The following is a 372-nucleotide window of genomic DNA, read 5'->3' as shown; positions in this document are numbered from 1 at the left end:
CTGCTCTACATCTAATTCGCTGTATAGGATGGTCTCTTGATCGTCAGCTTCTTCCAAGATTTCTCCCCAAGGTCCAATAACCATAGAATGCCCACCAAATTGATTGTTAGGATCAGCACCAACTCGGTTGCAAGCTACAACATAGCATTGATTCTCAATAGCTCTACTGATCAGCAAGGCTTTCCAATGGTCTATTCGTTTTGCAGGCCATTCCGCAACCACATATAAAACCTTCGTATTATCAAGCATATGTGTTCGGATCCATTCTGGGAAACGTATATCATAGCAAATAACGCCCGCAGATTTTGCTCCGGCCAATTCGAAAATACCATTCTCACTACCTTCCACCAAATGCTCTTCCTCATCCATCAA

1 protein-coding gene is annotated in these 372 nt (G+C 43.0%); it reads right to left on the bottom strand.

Annotated features, from left to right (window positions below; genetic code table 11):
• The coding region (locus RG959_RS23885; protein WP_342799283.1) for a nitrilase-related carbon-nitrogen hydrolase at positions 1–372 on the bottom strand (372 nt) is incomplete at both ends.

Origin of the sequence: Domibacillus sp. 8LH, from assembly GCF_038806185.1 — a bacterium.
Classification (GTDB): Bacteria; Bacillota; Bacilli; order Bacillales; family Domibacillaceae; genus Domibacillus; species Domibacillus indicus_A.
This window is presented reverse-complemented; position numbering and strand designations above follow the sequence as displayed.